This window comes from Burkholderia vietnamiensis LMG 10929, assembly GCF_000959445.1.
Lineage (GTDB): Bacteria > Pseudomonadota > Gammaproteobacteria > Burkholderiales > Burkholderiaceae > Burkholderia > Burkholderia vietnamiensis.
On record NZ_CP009631.1, the window covers coordinates 2,934,093 to 2,947,485 of the forward strand.

A 13,393-nucleotide genomic window follows, 5' to 3' on the forward strand; every position below is an offset into this window, starting at 1 on the left:
GATGGTGCGCGCACGCCGCGCGTATCAGCCTTTCCGGACCGTCAGCGATCCGTATGAAAGATGAAAGATCAAGCGCCGGCGGGCGGCGGCAGAGGCGGTTCCGGCGCGGCGTCCATCTCGTCGGCGGGCAGCAGCGCCAGCATGAGCCGCACGGCTTCGACGTCGCGCGCATGCAGCCATTCGTCGTAGTCGTCGCGGCGCAGGATCACGACGCCGCGCGTGTCGTCGCCGGGCCGATGCATGCGCGCGAACAGCGGATGGCCGTCGGCGTCGACCGTGAGCATCGCCATGCCGATGCGCTCGCGGCCGTCGGCGCTTACGTAGCGTCGCCAGATGCCGGCGACACAGTACGCCTGCCAGCCGGCCAGGCCGATCCGGTGCCACACGTTGCGGCCCGTCTCGTAACAGGGTTCGTAGATCCAGCGCACCGGGATCAGACAGCGCTGCCCGTTGCGCCAGGCGTTGCCGTAGAGCCGCGACGAGCCGACCGTCTCCGCACGCGCGTTGACCGTGTCCAGCTTGCGTTTCCTGCGGCCATTCTCGTCGACGCGTTCGGGCTGCATGAACTTCGGCCAGAAGCCGAACACCGCGCTGACGACCGCGAGCCCGTCGCCGTCGGCGCGTGCGATCGGCGCCGCGTGATCGGGATAGACGTCGGGTGCCCACGGCTCGCGGTCGAACAGATCGCCGATGCCGATTCGCAGCTCGCTGATGCCCGGGTCTTCGCCGGGAGCACGGTAGTGGGTGCACATGGTTCGACGGACGACGGATGCGATGCTTCCATCGTAGGTCAGCCTGCATCCCGCGGCTGTGCGATTTCGGCCGGAGCGAGGCGGGCCGTGCGGCTCGAAGCGCGTCGCTCGCTGCACCGGCCGGATGAACGGCGCGTCGCGATGTCGATCCGCGATTCGACGCAGGCGGTCGTGCCGGCACGCACCGAGCGAACCGCCCCGCGCGCTCGTCCAGTCAGGCGGAGCGTTGCGGGTGCGGGCGGCCGCGCGCCGGACGGCTCAGGCCGCCTTGGTCACGCGTCCGGACGCGCGAGGTCGAAACGGCTGTCCGGCGTGACGTGCACGTAGGCGGTCGGCCCGCCCGCGCGCAGGATGATGCCCGCGCCGAACGTGTCGAAGATGCCGTCCTTCAGCAGATCGTCGCGAATGTGGACGGCGACGACTTCACCGAGCACCAGCGTGGCCGACGTCTCGCCGCCGCGGTGATCGCGCAGCGGGACCACGTCGGTGACCTTGCATTCGAAGTTGACGCCGCTTTCCGCGACGCGCGGCACGTCGACGAGACGCGACGCAATCGCGGTCAGCCCGCCGAGTTCGAATTCGTTCACGCCGTACGGCACCGCGGCGCAGGTCCGGTTCATCCGCTCGGCGAGATCGCGCGTCGCGAGGTTCCAGACGAACTCGCCGGTTTCCCGCACGTTGCGCAGGCTGTCCTTCGCCGTGGTGCTCGAAAAGCCGATGATCGGCGGATGATAGTTGAACGCGTTGAAGAAGCTGTACGGTGCGAGATTGACCGTGCCGTCGCTGCCGCGAGAGGAAATCCAGCCGATCGGGCGCGGGCCCACGATTGCGTTCAGCGGATCGTGCGGCAGGCCGTGGCCTTGCGAGGGTTCGTAATAGTGGTAGGTCGGGTGCGTCATGACGGAGCTCGGGCAGCGGACAAGGTGCGTGGAAGGCGATCGCCCGCTGCGCATGGCCGCGTGAAGCACATGCGAGCGGCGCGGCGGGCGGCGCCCAGTATCACACGAGCCTGCATTCGCTGCACCGGTTGCGGCGCCGGAGCCTGGCCGATGCAGCCGCCGGCTGCACGCCGCCCGGCTGTTTGCCGGGCGGTGTCCGCGGGTGAGCGGTCGGTCAGAAGTGATGCAGCAGCGCGACGCGCACGACGTACTGGTTCGGGCCCGACGAGATGTCGGCTGCGCCCGGAACGTACGCGTAGTCGAAGTCGGTGCCGGTGTGGGCGTTCATCGCATGCTGATAGACGCCTTCGACGAACACCGACGTGCGCTTCGACATGTCGTAGTTGAGCTTCGTGCTCAGCTGGTGCCACTTCGGATTGAACGAGCCGACCGTCGACGACACGCGCGCCTGCGTGTACGTGTAGGCCGCGCCGAGGTACAGCGCGGGCGTGAAGTGATAGAGGCCGTTCACTTCGAAGTTGTCGAATTTCCACGCGTTCCAGCTGCCGCCGGCCGGCTGCGTCGTGCCGGTGAAGTATGCGTTGGCGGTCGGGTCGTAGACGTCGACGTGCGAGTACGTGAAGCCGATCAGCGCGTTCGCGAACGCATAGTTCACGCCGATGCCGATGTTCTGTTGCGACGACGCGTCGAACGTGTTGTCGCCAGTGATCGCGCCGTTCGAATCGCCGTTGTGTGCGTTGTTGATCTTCAGGTACGACGCGCCGACCGTCAGCCCGCCCTGCTGGTATTGCAGCGCGGCGCCGTACAGACGGTTGTTCGCAAAGCCGGACTGGTTGCTGAACCCGTACATCGCTTCCGCGGTGATGCCGTGCCACACCGGCGACACGTACTTGACGGCGTTATTGACGCGGAACGAGTAGTCGGTGTTGTCGTTGTCGTACGGGTGCGCGAACAGATAGCCGGTCCAGTTGCCGTTGGCCGTGAGCGGCGAGAAGATGTCGACGCTCGGGTCATACTGGCGGCCGAACGTCAAGGTGCCGTAACGGTCCGACGCGATGCCGACGAACGCCTGGCGGCCGAATTCGCGGCCGCCCTGGCTCATCTTGCCGGTGTTGACGTCGAAGCCGCTCTCGAGCTGGAAGATGGCCTGATAGCCGCCGCCGAGGTCTTCGGTGCCCTTGATGCCCCAGCGGCTGCCGTAGTCGTAGCCGCTTTGCAACTGCACGGTCCCGTGGCCGCGTGCGTTGCTCGTGTAGTTGATGCCGTCCTCGATCTTGCCGTACAGCGTAACGCTGCTTTGCGCATGCGCGGCCGTGGCAAGCAATGCGGCGGGCACGATGATCCCCCAACGCTTGTTCATGATGATTTACCCCCCAAGTCATTCGTTTTCCGGTCGCTTTGCTTACGCGCTGCGAATTCGCGTCGCATCGATGCTTCCCCGCGATGCGACGGGCGCAGTGTAATGAGCCGTTTTTCCGCTGTTAGTGACCGGCGTTGCAAAGGTGCTGTGCAGAATCGAGGGTGTTTTGGGGGGAGGGAAATGGGTTAGCGGGGGGGTTGGCGGTGCGAATGGGGGATAGCGGGTGGCGAAGTGCGTGTGCGACGATGCCAAACGATGTGCGTGGTGGGCGGGCGATGCGAGCGGCAGGAAGCGCGAAGGGCGTGCAATGGTCGCCACGGACGTGTTTTATAAGCCCGATCGTCAACACGGTCTCGCGGACGACCTGTTACCCGTCGAGTTTGAACGGCGCTACGCGCTGAGCGGCCCATCTATGAAACTCTGGCCCGTTCAGCTCGCCATCTTGCGTTCGGGCAAATTGAATCCGCCATCTGCGCGGGCTGCCCCATGCGGGCCGTGGCGTCAATCTGCGCGCGTTCCGCAATCGAGTGCCCGCTGACGAATCAGGTTGCGCGGACTGATACGGGTTACGTGACCATATTCGCACGAGCCGGTGTTTTTTCTTCAACCCTCGGCAGGTCGAATCCAGACAAACCAGCCCATGCTTTTACGCTGCATTTCGCAAGACTCGACCGGGACCCGGCATTGGGCGCGATTCGTCTCGTTGAACGGGTATATGCGACAAAAATGCGTTGTCTGCAGTACAAATGTTCGGGGCGCGCTGATCGCCGTGTCCAGCAAGGCTCCGAGGCAATCGACGTAATCGGCGGGTTTCGTTCGGTTAAGCGGTTATCATAGCGACGTCAATCGTTGGCGCGCCCGACACTGTTCAGCGCAATAGCATCAGACGGAGACATGGCGTTTTACTGTCCGGCCGGTTCATAATTTCGCGCGATGGATCATCTGCTTCCGCATTACGAACGAGAACTTTCACTACTGCGCCGATCAGTTGCAATCTTTGCAACGCGCTATCCCAAAATTGCCGTTCGCCTCGGGATTTCCGGGGACCACTCCGAGGATCCCCACGTTGAACGGATGCTGCAGTCGTTCGCTCTCCTCGCCGCGGATATAGGCAGCCGGCTCGACGACAACTATCCGGAATTCGCCGAGGCGCTCCTCGGGATGCTGTATCCCCAGTTTCTTCGAACCATTCCCGCGTGCGCAATTGCCCAGTTCGATGTCTCAGACATGTTCGACAAGCTCACTGAGCCGTCGCTTATTGCCCGCGGCACGGAACTGGCGAGCAAAACGGACGACTGCCTGTTCCGAACCGTATATGACGTAACGTTAGCTCCCGTGCGAATCTCGGCGGCGCGCTACGCGTCTGCAACCGCAGTTCCCTCCAACGTCGTGCTGCCCACCGGCACAACCGGTCTGCTCTCCATCACCTTTGAGGCTGCGCGCCCCGACTTTCGCTTCGAAGCCGTTCCAAGCCCGTTGCGCATCCATGTCAACGGCCCTCGCGAAATCGTCGGTGCGGCAATGGATACGATGACGATGCGCACGGCGGCCGCCTTCGTCGAAAACGCCGAACGTCGCTGGTCAACGCTGGCCACACCGCCGCTCGGCGCCGCCGGCGACGATCAGGCCGAGAAGCTTGTCGACGAAGACGACGGCCCGCCCGCGCTGCGGCTACTGAGCGAATATTTTGCGTTTCCGAAGAAATTCGATTTCGTTGACCTCGATCTCGCCGCGCTCGCGCATACGGCGGGCTCCAGCCAGCAGCTCACTTTGCATCTCGCCATTTGCGGCGTTCATTCAGAGTCGTGGACGGCACAGCAACTAAAAAATCTGTCGGCGGACAATCTGAAGCTCTTTTGCACGCCGATCGTCAACCTGTTTCGGCTTACGTCGCTACCACTCAAGCGGAATCCGATCACGAACACGTATCCCGTGCAATCCCAGAATACGGACGTTGCGGGTGTTGAAGTTTGGTCTGTCGACTCGGTCCGTGCCACGACGGCTAGCTCCAGAGCGAGCATCATCCATCCGTTCGTGTCGCTCATGCACGGCAGTTCCGCCAAGCCGGCCGGCCCCTATTGGATTCTCGCGCACCATAACGCGGCCTCGCCATCGGGAAAGAAGGAAACTGCGGTCAGCTTGGTCGGCCCCGACGGCCGACCGGCAACCGACACCGGAATCGAACAAATAACGGCCGACGTTACCTGTTCGAATGGCAGTTTCCCGCACACGATGCGGGCCGGCGCCGAAAATGGTGATCTGGTGAACGAGCAGGGAACGATGGTTTCACGCATCGTTATGCTGGACGCCCCGACCGAAGTCGCGCGATTGTCGAGCCAAGGCGACGCGGCTTGGCGGCTCATCACGCAGTTTGCCCCACACTCGATCGAATTGACTCGCACCGGGCTTGCCGAGCTGAAACGCCTGCTCCGCCAATTCACTGCTCATTCAGCGGGGCACGCAAAACTGCTCGATGGACTGACGAACCTGAGCCATCGGGCCAAACAACTCTGGCTTCCAGGAAAACCGATGCCGAGCTTCGTACGCGGTCTGGAAGTGACGTTGACGATCGACGAACAAGCGTTTGCGGCCATCAGCTTGAACGCGTTCATCGGCGTGATGGACCACTTCTTCGCTGTGCATGCGCCGGCGACCAGCTTTGTTCAGCTTGTCGTGATGTCGGCGAACACTGGCGGCGAAATTCGACGTTGTGCGCCACGACCAGGCACAGTCATGCTCGCCTGATTTCTCTATCACCAAACCGTGAAGATCAAGTCACTCGGTAGCGCGTGCCGCTCAGGTAAGGCTCGAAATCAGGTGACACCCGCAGGTCGCCCGGTGACCGTGCCGGGCAATCGGAACACCGTTATCCGTCATTGATTCATCGCCCTCTTCGATCAAATTCGGTTTGACGTCTGGGTGTTGGGGGCAGGTTACCTCGTCCCCCTTGCGAGCAACGAAACGGCCGTCGAAACGCATCGTCGATGAACCCGTGATCACCTTGCCGCCGTGGTCTGTATCATCACCGACGCGGATGAAATTCATCATCGTAGAATACCTTACGAACGATAGCGAAAATAGTGAATACCATATTCGAGATCCGGATTCTCCGACCTCATCTGCTTCGACGAACGCACCAGATTAATCCTACGTACGTCGCTCCAGCCGTAGCACGAGAAAATGACTTCAGCCAATTTGGCAAAGCGCTTCATCTTCAGATAAGCGCGATAAAATAAGATCCAGAATATCAATAGAGAAAAGGCACCTGCCCCGCCGAGCACTATCACGAGAGTCGTCCTGTCGATACCACCTGCATCACGTGACAGCATGAAGCACATTAGGGCGTAGATCGGCACAAAAAACCACAGCATGATCTTCATCAGCCATCGATAAAGGGCAGTCCTGCCCCTCGTCGCATGCGGGTACACCGCAACCGTATCGTCCCCGACTCTCCGGACCGAATACGCAAAGTACCGGTCACGCGGCCTCGGTTCCGCAACAATTTCAACCTCGTCACCATCTGTCATCGGCATCTTCCAGAGCCATCCCTCGATCTGCTTGCCGTCGAGTTCAAATTCCACCCAGTCAGCTTCCTCCTCGGAATTCGCCGACGATTGGACCAATCCGATCGCAAATGCCCCCATGCCGGCCAACGCAGCACCTGCGGCCGTTGCCTGCATATAAGCATGCTCGGTATCATTCAAGACAAAGTCCTGCTGACGCCGTCGGCACTTCAACCTGCTGATCGTGCCTCGCAATACCTGAACTGGGTATTCACGCTCTAAGCTCATGCCATCTCCGTCATTGCCTTATCGAAGGCTTTTTCCTGCTCTACCATATCCGCGTATTTTTCGACACTGTGATCTTTCACACGAAGAATAGCCTCTTGCCCGGTGCCAAATGCACAGCGAGAACACCACGATTCCAACTCGTTCGGGGTCAGGACATCGGCAAGCGCTTGAAGTGCAAACACCGCAATCGTCGCCTCCCACGTAATCAGCATGCTTACCACTCGGAGCGATGCAACCATTGCCACCCGCGAGGCAACAGTCTCGACCGCCATGATGACCACTCTATTCCCTGAGCGGGCCGCCAACTTCTTGAATAACGGTGCAGCAGTACTGATGGCGTCGATGACGAAGGCCGTGCCGGAGGCGACGCCCAGCAACGTTTTGGCGACCAAAACCCACATTACGTCATACTGGCCACTCTTCAGCTTTTTTTGAGTTGCCCCATAGTCCAACCACGCTGCAGCAAATGCCCCAGCTCCGGACAAAAAGCCCCCCACCATCTTCCAACTCATCGTCCGAACAGCCTTCTTCAGCGTCCCGTAGTACGGAGTCATCGTGATTGTGATGATCGACGCACTGAGCGATGCGCCCGACTTGATCAATTTGGTGGTGGTATCTTCGTCCTTGGCCTCCGACAACAGATGCCAGAAGTTCACCAGCTCACATAGCGCAGCAACCACCGCAATACGACCCAGACGAAGCTCCTTCATCGCGTTCGCATCATTGTCGGCCTTCAACTTTTCCCACACTTCATACAGCTCGGTGGTTGGGTTCGGCCCCGCCTTTGTCGACGCCACTAACACGGTTCGCGCCGTACGAAAGCGTTGCAAAATTTCGCTTCGGCTCACTTTGTCATACAGCGCCTGCTTGCGGACGAGTGCCAGCGCATCCTCGACCGGTAAGCCCGCTCGCTGGAGAAACAGCGTCTGAACAATCTTCTCCCCGACAAAATCCCCCAACTTATTGATTCGGAGTTTGTCGAAAACACGGTCACCGATAGTCATGAGCAAAACGTCACGCCCTTGCTCTTTGTACATTGCCCCCAAGTATGAGATCTTCGCCGAGTTTGTTTCGAGCGCCAACTTTGAATATTTCTTATAGTAGTCAGTCAGTTTTCCAATATACTTCACCGCCGTTACGACATATTTGACACCATCGTCCTCTAATGGCTTATCCTTGTGCTCCAGCGCGCTCGCCAGCAATTTCCCAAGTTCCTCGCGGCCTGCGGGATGATTCATGGCGACCGCTCGCCACACTATGCTTTCCTTGTCCGTCGGCTTCCAACGCCCCACCAGATCATCGAGAATCGTAAGTCCTTTGGGTGTGGACCCCAACCCGTCGATTGCCATTGCTACCGCAACCTCGAACTCGAAGCTGTCACTAAGATCGTCGCAGTAATAGTCCTCAAGCGTGTCCACAAGAAGTTTTGCCCGCAACCATTTCCCGACATCGTCGCTACGCGTTTCCTGCAATTTAAACACCGCGTCTTGCAATTTCTTGTATGGCTTGCGGAAATCCTCGATGCGCTTGCGCTGAAGTCGAGCTTCGTATCGAGACCATTCGAACTTCTGCATTCCGTCCAGATTCCGATCATGGAAGCCGGGTTGCGCTTTCGCATATTCACGCGCTTCGTTCATGATTTCGTCGCGGTACTTGCCAAGGTAAGGCGCGCTTGAACTCGCGCTGCCCGCGCGGCTAAATCGGCCAATCTGGATAAGACGCGTCTGATAGCTTCCCGGGATGTTGTTGGCAGCCATCCAGTCGAGATCGTCATAATACGCATTGACCTCCTTGGCACGCGCAGCATCGGCGCCCGCCAGTGCTCTGGTGCGTTGCGCCGCCAAACCAGCTCGGGCTGTCGCCGAGCCGAGCGGAGTCATGGCATGCGCCTCTTTCGCCATGGCCTCCTGGTTCGCGAGACTCTGTTTCGTACGCGAATCGACGATACGTTTGGCCGTGTCGATGTCATTCAGGGCCATCACTTTCATGCCGACTTCCTGCTGCGATCCGTATCGGTCGAGCCAGGACACCGGGTCGTTGCGAAAGCCGTTCAGTTCGTGAACGTTGCCGACCGCATCCCACAAAGCGAACAACATTGGGGGATAGTTCGACGGAGTAGCCCGGCCTCCACCAGAATCCGTTTGTCCAACGTGGACCATCATTTTCACAAGCGACTGGCTCGCCGACAGTGGCGATGCCTGTCGGATGTTCAAAGGATAACGCGACACCTCACGGGCAAGCAGATCTTCTCGATAGCTACCATCGTCTGCAGTAAAGCGCTCCTTGTCGTCAAACGGGCGCAACTGTTTTGCGTCTAGGCCCGGCATGTACTCGAGTACATCGTTAACTGACGACTCAGTTGCAACGACCGCGTGACCTGTCCCATCCTTTCCGGTAGCGATCCATTTTGACGGCTCGATCCATTGCATGCGTTGTTCACGCAAGTCTGCGTAAATCTCGTATTTATCGAATGTTCGTGGATGCCATGCAAGTTGCGAGAATGCGATATAGACCTTGCCCGTACAGAGTTCGGGCTGCTCGATCGCGATGACATCCATCGGTACGGCTATGGCACACAATGCACAGTTCGGATGGGTCGTCGGAACGGACGGGAGCGGTCGCGACTGCTTCCATAACCGACCGTCTTCAGTCACCTTGTACACTTCCCAGTAATTAGGACCACGTGCACCTACTTCGTAGAAAAGATAGAGCCACCCGTCGCGCAAGGTCCGCAAACCATACTGATGCTCGGAGAGGCTAACATTGGTGACACGGTCGCCGACGATGCCGGCGGGCATCTTGGCCTTGATCGTGTTGGGCAAGACTGCGTACCGCACCGGCAAGATCGGCAACCCCGTCTTCTCACAGTTGGCACATTTCTGGTTATTTGCTGCCATACGCTCTCTTCGTATCGAATTCAGGCAATTTTGCCAACACCAATCAACGGGGCGACGAAGCGCTCAATCGCTCGTACCAAGCACCGTCTCTAATTTCTACAATGTCTTGTTCCGTCAATACACTAACTGCTGCCGTATAAAACTTGTCTGGCGCTCTAGCACCCAAAAGCTGCAGCACCTTCGGATGTAGGTCGAACTGCGGGTGCCATGCTAGAGCACTCTCGACAAATGCCACGCGATCGTCCCGGTCGAACAGTCCATAGTGCTCTGCACGCTCCGCGGCAGCGACTGCTGCAGCAATTTCGGAGGGTTCCGGTTGGCGATCAACCTTCATGGCATACAACGCAAGCGCTCTATTGACCGATCCGTGACGATGAATCTGCTGCCACTGCTCGGTCGTCAACGACAGATCGGCACGTGACCCGGCCAACACACTGTACGTGCGAGGTTTAGCGCTCGCGTCAAGCGCATGCCATACCTTTACGGGCCCTAGTAGCGTCTGCTGTTGTTCTTGGGAGAGCACTGGCCAGATCAGACTAAGGGCTCGCGTGTCGTAGAAGCGCAGCACACACGGCAGCCCTTCCTCGTTGTACTGCAAAACGTGGCGGCCCCAATGCTCCGCGACCTCGTCCAACGATGCGTCACTGGCGAGCCACCCACCGACGCGCTGCCCCAGTCCTTCGGCCATTGACATAGGACGACGGTCCTCGAAGGCAATCCTCACACTCTCCGCAAATGCTCCAGCCCCTTCCGGAGTATTAAGGTCCAACTCAACGAGATATGGCCGGTGATTGTCAGGAAACGCATCGTGCATCACCTCCACGATCGCACGCTTCAATTGGCGGAACCGCTGGGCTTCCTCGTCGTCATTCGTGAAATCTCGCTGACTCGGATCGACGACAAGATAGCAGTGCATCTCCGGCCGCTTGCTGAAGTATGTGCGCAAGCTGCTGACGGCCGCGTCTATCGCGATGACCTCCGGCGAGTCGTCCATACCGAGCGCGTCTGAGTTTTCCATATTCACTACTCCAGCACAACGCTCGAAGCGCTATCTGCGGCCGCCGAAGCCGTCTTCCAGGCACACCCCTTCGGCACGCTCGCAATCGGTGAAGGCAGGCGCATTGACGACGCCCCCGGCTTATCCCAGCTCGAACACTTCTCGAGAATCTGCCCGCTCGTCCCGTTCTCGATCAGATCAGGCGTTATCTTTATGTACGATCCACCCGCACCGATCCAGATCTCCTTCTCTGCCGAAATCACGACTCTCCCGTTCGAACTCGTGATCGTCACGTCGTTGAGCGCCGCGAGCTTCATCTCGTCGCTCTGCGCCTGAATTTCCACCTTGCCCTTCGCCGCAAACAACTTGATCCCTGCATTCTGCGCGAACAGGCTGATCTTCTCCATCACGCTCGCTATCAGCGATTTGCCGGCCGCCACGTGCGTGCTCTTGCCGCTCACGATATTGACTTGCTGGTTGGCCGTCAGTTGCGCTGAATCCTGAGTCGACAGCCCCAGACCCGCAGGACTCGCCATCAGCATGATCGGCGTCGAGAAGCCGTTCGCGTTACCCGTGCCGCCGCCACCGGTCCGGCCGCCGCTGCCAGCCCCACCGCTCACGCTATAGTGCGTCGCGTCGGTGAACTTCTTGAGTGCGTCCTGCCCTTCCTGCAAACTTTCAGCCTGATTCGACGAGCTCGCCTGCGACGTCAGATCGATAACGGTCTCCGCACTGGCCAACTGCTCGGACGCTGCGGTCACGTTCAACGGCTGGTTCGTCGCGGTCGGGTGGGTCGATACGAACAAGCCCTGTCCCGCCCGAATGGCGCCGTAGGCGTCGGATTTAAGGTCGAACCCACTTCCAAGGAAAGCGCCGCGCGTATTGTCGGTCTGCTGGATCAGGTACCCCAGATGCAAGTGGGACTGATAGCTGCTCGAGTAAAGGTGCACCCGATTCTGCTGCGTCGAGTCGTCCATTACGAGCTGGTTGTAGCCAGTGCCGCCGTATTCACGCGAGCGCTGACCCGACAGCAAGCCGTTCGTGTGCCACACCGGCTGCGTAGCACCCCCGTACATTCTCGCAATGATCACGGGCCGGTCACAGTCACCTTCCATGAAACCGACCACCACTTCATCACCCTTGCGCAGCGGCTGAATTCCCCCACGATTGGAGCCTGCATCAAGGAACGTCGGGCGTACCCAACACGATGCGCGTTCATCCTGGCCATTGCGGCGATTCCAGTGGAACCACACCTTCACCCGGTTCAGTGAATCGGTGTACACCTCTTCCCCGCTCGGCCCGGCGACGATTGCATTCTGCAACTGCATGACCGGTTTCTTGTGTTCGAACGGGCTACGGAACGGGACGTTGCGCGGTTGCGCCTCCACCACCACCTGAAAGAAACCTTCGCTGCCGTCTGCGTGGCGGACCGTTGCGCCAGCCTTTGCTTGCGCAACTTCTGCAGCCAGCCCGTCGGGAAACTGATCCGCCTCGTCCAGACCAGGCAGGTTATTGCAGATCAGCCAGTCGACTCCGAGCAGAACAAATTCGCGATCCGGTTGGCTGCCCGCATCATGCACCGGATGACCGCGAAGTTCGAAGCGCCGCCCCGGCATCGCGCAGCGCAAGCCGCCTATTCCGTGAAAACGCTTCATCCGCGATTTGCGCTCTTCAAGCCGAATCTGCGCAAGACGCTCACCCTGCTCGCGGTCCGACCACATGTACGCGCCAGGGTAGTCGTAGATTTCCCCATCGGTCGGCAACTCGCCGTTCACGTCCGTCACGCCCTGTACCTGGCGAGGGAGATCGGGGCGCTTGTAGTCGAACGAGCGCGACGTCAGTTGCGCACTGTCGATCTGAAGCTGCTCTTTCCACTGCGCGAATCCATCCAGTTCCCCACTGATTTCGGTGGGACCGAACTCGACAACCGGCTGTTTCAGTTGAGGGACGAAATAAACGTCGTCCGTCACAACCATCGTGTGCGATCGGCCATTTTCGGCTTGCTCGAAGTACGGAAATACGCCGACCTCCTCCATGCTGCGATAGACGAAATTCAGGTCGTATTCCCACTGCACGCGATTCGAATAGGACGGCAGCGGCTTGTGCAGATCGATGCGGAACGCGCCCCGCGCTTGCGGGTGCTCATTGAAGACGTCCACCAGTATCTGTTCGCCGTTCTGCTCCTGCCAGTCGCGCATGTCGCGGCGCAGGCGCAAGAAGTAAAGCCAGGACGAGAACGCCAGCTTGTAAAAAGTCAACGGGCCATCCGCACCCAGCCGGCTGAAACGGTGGACGTAGCCATGGATCGGCATGTACGAGCCGTCCGTCTGCTGGATCCAGAGCGTGACGGGCTTGGCGAGTAGCGCACTCAGCTCAATCTGGCTGCCGCGTGGCGAAACGGCATCAATCTCGAATTCGTAATCGCGACCGAGTCGAGCCGTTCCTTTTACATAAAGCGGCAATAACCAGTCAACCCCAAGCGGCGTATCGAGTTTGACAAGACGATTGTATTGCGCGTCGCCGAGACGCAGCGTCTTATAAAGTGCGGTGTGGCCCATGCAGCATTCCCTTGGTTGGTATTCAGGTGGGGTTTCTGCCGAGGGCTGATTATAAATGCCTTTCTGAACAAGACGATAGCGCGCCTTGCATACCGGCCTATTTCGAATGAATTGGCAATCTGACGTTCACGCGTGAAAA

Annotated in this window: 9 protein-coding genes; 1 reads left to right on the plus strand and 8 read right to left on the minus strand. The window is 59.5% G+C overall.

Annotated elements, in window-relative coordinates:
• Nucleotides 1–68 precede the first annotated feature (68 nt).
• From AK36_RS23200 to AK36_RS23210, 3 genes are all read right to left on the minus strand, one after another.
• Complete coding sequence (locus AK36_RS23200) at nt 69–752, minus strand: SOS response-associated peptidase family protein (RefSeq protein WP_045579287.1); 684 nt, start codon at nt 750–752, stop codon at nt 69–71.
• 272 nt (nt 753–1,024) lie between these two features.
• Nucleotides 1,025–1,651, minus strand: coding sequence for a flavin reductase family protein (locus AK36_RS23205; protein ID WP_014722788.1), 627 nt, complete (start codon nt 1,649–1,651; stop codon nt 1,025–1,027).
• Between the two features lie 214 nt (nt 1,652–1,865).
• Nucleotides 1,866–3,011: a porin gene (locus tag AK36_RS23210; protein ID WP_011884212.1), complete on the minus strand. Its 1,146-nt coding sequence runs from the start codon at nt 3,009–3,011 to the stop codon at nt 1,866–1,868.
• A gap of 933 nt (nt 3,012–3,944) precedes the next feature.
• Between AK36_RS23210 and tssF the strand changes: the two genes are divergently transcribed.
• Nucleotides 3,945–5,756 (plus strand): type VI secretion system baseplate subunit TssF, encoded by a 1,812-nt coding sequence (gene tssF / locus AK36_RS23215; protein ID WP_045579288.1) that lies wholly within the window; start codon nt 3,945–3,947, stop codon nt 5,754–5,756.
• A gap of 51 nt (nt 5,757–5,807) precedes the next feature.
• On the opposite strand, the gene AK36_RS23220 is transcribed toward tssF, so the two are convergent.
• Genes AK36_RS23220 through AK36_RS23240 form a run of 5 tightly spaced genes read right to left on the minus strand, consistent with a single transcriptional unit; the run spans nt 5,808 to nt 13,254 of the window.
• Nucleotides 5,808–6,059, minus strand: a complete 252-nt coding sequence (locus AK36_RS23220) for a PAAR domain-containing protein (protein ID WP_011884205.1) — start codon at nt 6,057–6,059, stop codon at nt 5,808–5,810.
• Between the two features lie 11 nt (nt 6,060–6,070).
• Nucleotides 6,071–6,802: a putative type VI secretion system effector gene (locus AK36_RS23225; protein WP_011884203.1), complete on the minus strand. Its 732-nt coding sequence runs from the start codon at nt 6,800–6,802 to the stop codon at nt 6,071–6,073.
• The gene (locus AK36_RS23230) at nt 6,799–9,699 is read right to left on the minus strand and encodes a T6SS effector BTH_I2691 family protein (protein ID WP_014722783.1); all 2,901 of its coding nucleotides are present in this window, start codon (nt 9,697–9,699) and stop codon (nt 6,799–6,801) included. The genes AK36_RS23225 and AK36_RS23230 overlap by 4 nt, the downstream gene beginning before the upstream one ends.
• A 43-nt stretch (nt 9,700–9,742) precedes the next feature.
• Entirely contained in the window at nt 9,743–10,717 is a 975-nt protein-coding gene (locus AK36_RS23235) for a DUF4123 domain-containing protein (RefSeq protein ID WP_041493804.1), read from the minus strand.
• Between the two features lie 5 nt (nt 10,718–10,722).
• Nucleotides 10,723–13,254, minus strand: a complete 2,532-nt coding sequence (locus AK36_RS23240) for a type VI secretion system Vgr family protein (protein WP_014722782.1) — start codon at nt 13,252–13,254, stop codon at nt 10,723–10,725.
• Nucleotides 13,255–13,393 lie beyond the last annotated feature (139 nt).

What these genes read in the sequence shown, in the direction of transcription:
- AK36_RS23210 (WP_011884212.1), bottom strand. Translation starts at nt 3,011, where the DNA reads ATGAACAAGCGTTGGGGGATCATCGTGCCCGCCGCATTGCTTGCCACG.
- tssF (WP_045579288.1), top strand. Translation starts at nt 3,945, where the DNA reads ATGGATCATCTGCTTCCGCATTACGAACGAGAACTTTCACTACTGCGC.
- AK36_RS23205 (WP_014722788.1), bottom strand. Translation starts at nt 1,651, where the DNA reads ATGACGCACCCGACCTACCACTATTACGAACCCTCGCAAGGCCACGGC.
- AK36_RS23235 (WP_041493804.1), bottom strand. Translation starts at nt 10,717, where the DNA reads ATGGAAAACTCAGACGCGCTCGGTATGGACGACTCGCCGGAGGTCATC.
- AK36_RS23200 (WP_045579287.1), bottom strand. Translation starts at nt 752, where the DNA reads ATGTGCACCCACTACCGTGCTCCCGGCGAAGACCCGGGCATCAGCGAG.
- AK36_RS23230 (WP_014722783.1), bottom strand. Translation starts at nt 9,699, where the DNA reads ATGGCAGCAAATAACCAGAAATGTGCCAACTGTGAGAAGACGGGGTTG.
- AK36_RS23220 (WP_011884205.1), bottom strand. Translation starts at nt 6,059, where the DNA reads ATGATGAATTTCATCCGCGTCGGTGATGATACAGACCACGGCGGCAAG.
- AK36_RS23240 (WP_014722782.1), bottom strand. Translation starts at nt 13,254, where the DNA reads ATGGGCCACACCGCACTTTATAAGACGCTGCGTCTCGGCGACGCGCAA.
- AK36_RS23225 (WP_011884203.1), bottom strand. Translation starts at nt 6,802, where the DNA reads ATGAGCTTAGAGCGTGAATACCCAGTTCAGGTATTGCGAGGCACGATC.